The sequence below is a fragment of the Longimicrobiaceae bacterium genome (assembly GCA_035936415.1).
In the GTDB taxonomy this organism is placed as follows: Bacteria; Gemmatimonadota; Gemmatimonadetes; order Longimicrobiales; family Longimicrobiaceae; genus JAFAYN01.
Genome location: DASYWD010000445.1, coordinates 1 through 3,836, shown reverse-complemented (window position 1 = coordinate 3,836; position 3,836 = coordinate 1). Strand labels below are relative to the sequence as shown.

Sequence of the window (3,836 nt, the reverse complement as noted above, 5' to 3'; positions counted from 1 at the left end):
GGGGCGAGCAGCGCCGCCAGGAGGAGGCGCCGGGCGCCCGCCGAAACGGTTCCGAGTGGGCTCATCGTCGGGGTCCGGGTCAGAATTCGTAGCGGGCGCCGTCCTCCCCCAGCTCCACGCGGGGGAAGGTCTCGCGGGCGCGGGCCAGCTCCTCGCCGCCCACCTCGGGCGGGAGGTGCACCAGCACCAGCCGCCCGGCCTCCGCACGCGCGGCGACGCGCGCCGCGCCCTCCACGCTGGTGTGACCGCCGAAGCCGCCCGTGGCCTCGTGCACCAGCAGGTCCGCCCCGCGCGCCAGCCGGGCGATGGCGTCCGATTCCTCGGTGTCGCAGGAGTAGGCGGCCACGCCGCTCCCGCGGCGGTCCTCCACCCGCACCCCGATCACGGGAACGCTGTGCGTCCCCGGGGCGGCGGTGACGTGCCAGGCGTCGCTCTCCAGCACCACGGCGCCCTCTTCCAGCGCCACCTCGCGCCAGAGGATCTCCGGCACGCCCTCCCAGCCGCCCGTGTCGAACGCCTCCCAGATCCGCCGCGCCTGCGAGAGCGCCGGGGCCGGGCCGTGGACGGGGACGGGGCGGCGGCGGCCGGCGAGCCAGACCTTTTCCATGAAGAGGGGGAAGCCGGAAACGTGGTCGGCGTGCTCGTGCGTGACCACCAGCGCCTCGATCCGGTCCGGGTCGATCCCCGCCGCCATCAGGCGCTGGACCACGTCTCCGCCGCAGTCGACGACGATCGCCGAGCCCGCGGACTCGAAGGCCAGCATGGTGGTGGTGCGGCTGGCGTCGCTGAGCGCGGCGCCGGTGCCGAGGAGGTGCAGGGTGGGCATGGCGTTCTCCGGTCGGGGGGCCGGCGTGGTCGCAGGCGCGACGCCCCCGGCGCCGTGCGCGGCTCCGGGGGCGTCGTGGGTGGCGCGGCCGCGGTCAGTCGTCGGAGCCCCGGCGCACCAGCTTGTTGAAGCGGTCCTTGTCGCCGCCCTTGTGCTCCATGTCGCGGTGCAGGAAGGCGAGGTTGTTGTCCTCGAACTTCTCGAACCACTCGTCCCACTCGATCCGCTCCAGCTTCCCCTCTCCGGAGTAGCCGGGGAAGTCCACCCGGATCAGGCCCGGGTCGTCCTCGTCTCCCGTCCCCTTCACCCGGGCCGGCCAGCCCCCCCGCTCCTCCACCCAGCGGCGGATGAAGTCGTGGTCCGTGGTGGTGTGCGCGCTCCTCTCCGTCTCAGCCATGACGCTGCCTCCTCGTCGGGGGTTCGCTCCGCGCCTCCCGGCCTGCCGGGCCGGAGGGCGGCGAAGGGAACCGGGCGAGCAGGGACCGTGCCGCAGCTCCCGCTACCGGCGGCCCTTCTCCGCCTGCGGGGGAGGCGCCTGGTTGCAGTAGTGCTCCGGGTTGCCGCGCGTCGTGGCGAAGTTGCGCCGCCACTCTGCCGCGACGTTGGCGTCCACCGTCTCCGGCTCGGGCGCGCGGACGGAGAACTGCGCCGCGCGCTGCATGTAGCGCGCGGAGTCCGCCGGGGTGGGGGCGCCGAGCGCCGAGTCCACGTACGCCATGGACGAGTGCCGCAGCTCCGCCAGGTTTCGGTACACCTGGGCGTAGGTGTACGCGGCCCGCATGGGGCCCTCCACGCCGCCGCCCATGGCGGCGATGGTGTCCAGCGAGGCGAGGTTCTCGCGGGCGCGGATGGCGAGCTCCTCGGCCACGCAGGCGTTGCGCGAGGCGGCCACGCGCGTCTCGCGGCGCTCGCGGTCCTCCCCGGCGTCGCGCCCGCAGGCGGCGAGGACGAGGGGGAGGGCGAGGAGGGGGCGGAGGTGGTGGAGTCTCATGGCCGGTCCGGTGGGGTGGGCGCCGGGCGCGCGGTCAGGCCGCAGTGCCCTCGTCGGGGAAGAACAGGTCGCGCTCCAGCAGCTCGCAGAGGAGGTGGATGAGGGTGATGTGCCCCTCCTGGATCCGCTCCGTGGCGCAGGAGGGGACCACCAGCGCCTCGGCGCAGAGCGCCCGCATCCGCCCGCCGTCCTTTCCCGTGAGGCCGATGGTCAGCGCCCCACGCTCGTTGGCGGCCTCCACGGCGGCCAGGACGTTGGTGGAGTTGCCGCTGGTGCTGATCGCCACCAGCACGTCGCCCTCGCGCACCATGGCCTCCACCTGGCGGCGGAAGGCGGTGGCGTAGTCGTAGTCGTTGCTCCAGCAGGTGAGCGTCGGGGCGTCCAGCAGGTGGTGCGCGGGGAGGCCCGGGCGCTCGCGCTTGTAGCGCGCCACCAGCTCCTCCACCAGGTGCATGGCGTCGCACGCCGAGCCGCCGTTGCCGCAGGCGTACAGGCGGTTGCCGGCACGGAAGGCGTCCGCCACCCGCCCGGAGATGCGGACCACCTCGGGGGCCATCTCCTTGAGCGCCTGCTTCACGCGGGCGGAGTCGTCCAGGATCTCGCGCACCAGCGCGACGGGGTCGTACGGGGTCATCGGGCGCGTTCCGTGTGCATCGGGGCGGTCGTCGCGCCCAATCTACCGCTTCGGGCGCCCGGGCGGGAGACGCCGGTCCTGGCCGAGCGCGCCGTACCGGGCCAGGATCTCGCGCACCCGGTCCAGCGGGAGCGCCTCCACCGTCCCGCGGTGCCCGGCCGTCGTGGTGGCCCGGAAGAGCGAGTTGTAGATCGCCTCCTCCGTGGCCTCCACCACGGCCTCGAAGAGCGGGGACAGGAGGTCGTTGGGGAGCACCTCCACGGTGTGCGGCGCGGAGCGGCGCTCCGGGGTGCGGCGGACCCCCTCCGCCGTGGAGAAGGCGATGGCGTAGTCGCCGGAGCCGTTGGTCATGGGCGAGCCGGTGCGCGCCAGCCCCAGCATGGCGCGGGCGGCCAGCCGCTCCAGGTTGCGGGGCTCCAGCGGCGCATCGGTGGCGATCACGATCATGATGGAGCCGTCCGCGTCGCCCCGGTCCAGCTCCCGCTTGAGGAAGTACTGGTCCAGCTCGCGGCCCACGGGCGCGCCGAGCACCTGGAGGATCCCGCCGTAGTTGCTCTGCACCAGCACCCCCACCGTGTACCCGCCCAGCGAGCGCGGGAGCACGCGCGACGAGGTGCCGATCCCCCCCTTCCACCCGAAGGCGACCGTCCCCGTCCCCGCGCCCACGGCGCCCTCCTCCACCGGCCCGCCCCGCGCCTGGCGGAGGGCGCGGAGGACGTGCTCGGCGCGCACCGGCCGGGCGCGGATGTCGTTGAGGAAGCCGTCGTTGGTCTCGCCGACCACGGCGTTCACGCTGCGCGCCTCCGGGTTCCGGGCGAGCACGTGGTCCAGCACCGCGTCCGCCGCGCGCGGGACGCAGAGGGTGCAGGTGAGGACGACGGGCGTCTCGATCTCGCCCAGCTCGCGCACCTGGGTGACGCCCATCAGCTTCCCGAAGCCGTTCCCCACGAAGACCGCCGCCGGGACCTTGTCGGTGAACAGGTCGCCCCCGTGGGGAAGCACCGCGGTGACGCCGGTGCGGACCGAGTCCCCCTCGCGCACGGTGACCTGGCCCACCCGGACGCCGGGGACGTCGGTGATGGCGTTCAGCGGGCCGGGCGGGAGGACGCCGGGCGCCACCCCCAGCTCGCGGGCGCGCGGGCGGACGTCGGCCGCGCCCTGCTGCGCCGCCAGGGGAGGGGCCAGCGCGAGCAGCGCCAGCAGGACGGAGAGCGGGGTGCCGTGCATGGGCCGGGTGATCGCGCGGGAGCGGGGGGTGGGCCGCGCGTGGCGCGCGCGTTGCGTTCGCCGCGGCGGGCGCCGGAGGGGCGCCGGGACGTTCCAGGTAAAGGTTTACGATGCGAGCCGCAAGACCGAGCAGGGGCGCAGGGCGCCTCGTTCCGATC

5 protein-coding genes are annotated in these 3,836 nt (G+C 75.0%); all 5 read right to left on the bottom strand.

Going from position 1 to position 3,836, the window contains the following annotated elements:
• Positions 1–79 precede the first annotated feature (79 nt).
• Positions 80–826 (bottom strand): MBL fold metallo-hydrolase, encoded by a 747-nt coding sequence (locus VGR37_18055; protein ID HEV2149312.1) that lies wholly within the window; start codon positions 824–826, stop codon positions 80–82.
• A gap of 94 nt (positions 827–920) precedes the next feature.
• The gene (locus VGR37_18050) at positions 921–1,223 is read right to left on the bottom strand and encodes a hypothetical protein (GenBank protein HEV2149311.1); all 303 of its coding nucleotides are present in this window, start codon (positions 1,221–1,223) and stop codon (positions 921–923) included.
• A 102-nt stretch (positions 1,224–1,325) separates the two neighbouring features.
• Positions 1,326–1,817 (bottom strand): hypothetical protein, encoded by a 492-nt coding sequence (locus VGR37_18045; protein HEV2149310.1) that lies wholly within the window; start codon positions 1,815–1,817, stop codon positions 1,326–1,328.
• A 34-nt stretch (positions 1,818–1,851) separates the two neighbouring features.
• Positions 1,852–2,451, bottom strand: coding sequence for an SIS domain-containing protein (locus tag VGR37_18040; GenBank protein HEV2149309.1), 600 nt, complete (start codon positions 2,449–2,451; stop codon positions 1,852–1,854).
• Positions 2,452–2,493: 42 nt separating this feature from the next.
• Entirely contained in the window at positions 2,494–3,678 is a 1,185-nt protein-coding gene (locus VGR37_18035) for a P1 family peptidase (GenBank protein HEV2149308.1), read from the bottom strand.
• Between the last annotated feature and the right edge of the window lie 158 nt (positions 3,679–3,836).